Below are 887 nucleotides of genomic sequence, written 5' to 3' on the forward strand. Positions count from 1 at the left end.
ACATACGCTTGATTCTCGTCAAGAGATACGAAAGGATCTGAAGGAGAAAAAACAGTTATTAGCTTCAGAAATGAGTTACTACAGAACTCAAATCTATAGAATTGACTCTGATATTGCATTGTTTAATAAGCTGTTAAATGGAAATATTCCCCAAGATATGCTGGAAGTTCCTAATATTGATAGAGAATCAATTTATGATCAGCTTAAGTAAGATTAAGAATCTTAAATTATTCTGGTGGAGTCTTGTAATAATTATTATTGTCATTTCTTGTGTAATAGGCTGGTTTGGTGAGGCAATAAAGTTCTGGTGGACCAAGGGCATACCTGAGGGATATTATCGTAAGGGTAATATATATTTACGTAACGCTCATATGACTGTGTGGGGTGTTGATCTGAAAAATAATTTACTCACAGTCAAAGGAAAAAAGCCTAAAGGCTGGTATGTTAAAGCGTATACAAAGTGGTCGTCATCAGGAAGAAAATGTCTAACTCGAAGAGATTGGAGTGAAAATTCACAACAAATTCCTAGGCGATATTACTCTGAATACTATGGTATTAATTCAGGAACAGAGTATATAATTACTGTACCACAGCAAGTAAACCTGAAAATAAATCGCTGTAATGATGAGATTGACTATATATCAGTCAGATTTTATGATAATAAACTAACAACGGGTGGTTTTACTATTAATTATACTAGTCAAAATAACTCTATAGCAAAAGGAAAAATTGGTTATCCAAACTCAAACCGTGTAAGTCGTTGTTGGAAAAAAAAAGATAGCGTTTTCAAGAATGAAACGCTTGCTAGCTTTTGTGAAACAGAACTAAATGGTCCAGATCCAAGTTATGTATACCACGATCAAATAAAGTCTTACACTATAAATATG

Annotated in this window: 2 protein-coding genes; both read left to right on the forward strand. The window is 33.3% G+C overall.

Features of this window, described 5'->3' with window-relative positions; all coding sequences use genetic code 11:
• On the forward strand, window positions 1–211 hold a 211-nt coding region (locus tag KCG35_RS25725; RefSeq protein WP_215822722.1), incomplete at its 5' end, for a hypothetical protein.
• On the forward strand, window positions 195–887 hold a 693-nt coding region (locus KCG35_RS25730; protein ID WP_215822724.1), incomplete at its 3' end, for a hypothetical protein. The genes KCG35_RS25725 and KCG35_RS25730, both read left to right, overlap by 17 nt.

The organism is Zooshikella harenae, assembly GCF_018837975.1.
Classification (GTDB): domain Bacteria; phylum Pseudomonadota; class Gammaproteobacteria; order Pseudomonadales; family Zooshikellaceae; genus Zooshikella; species Zooshikella harenae.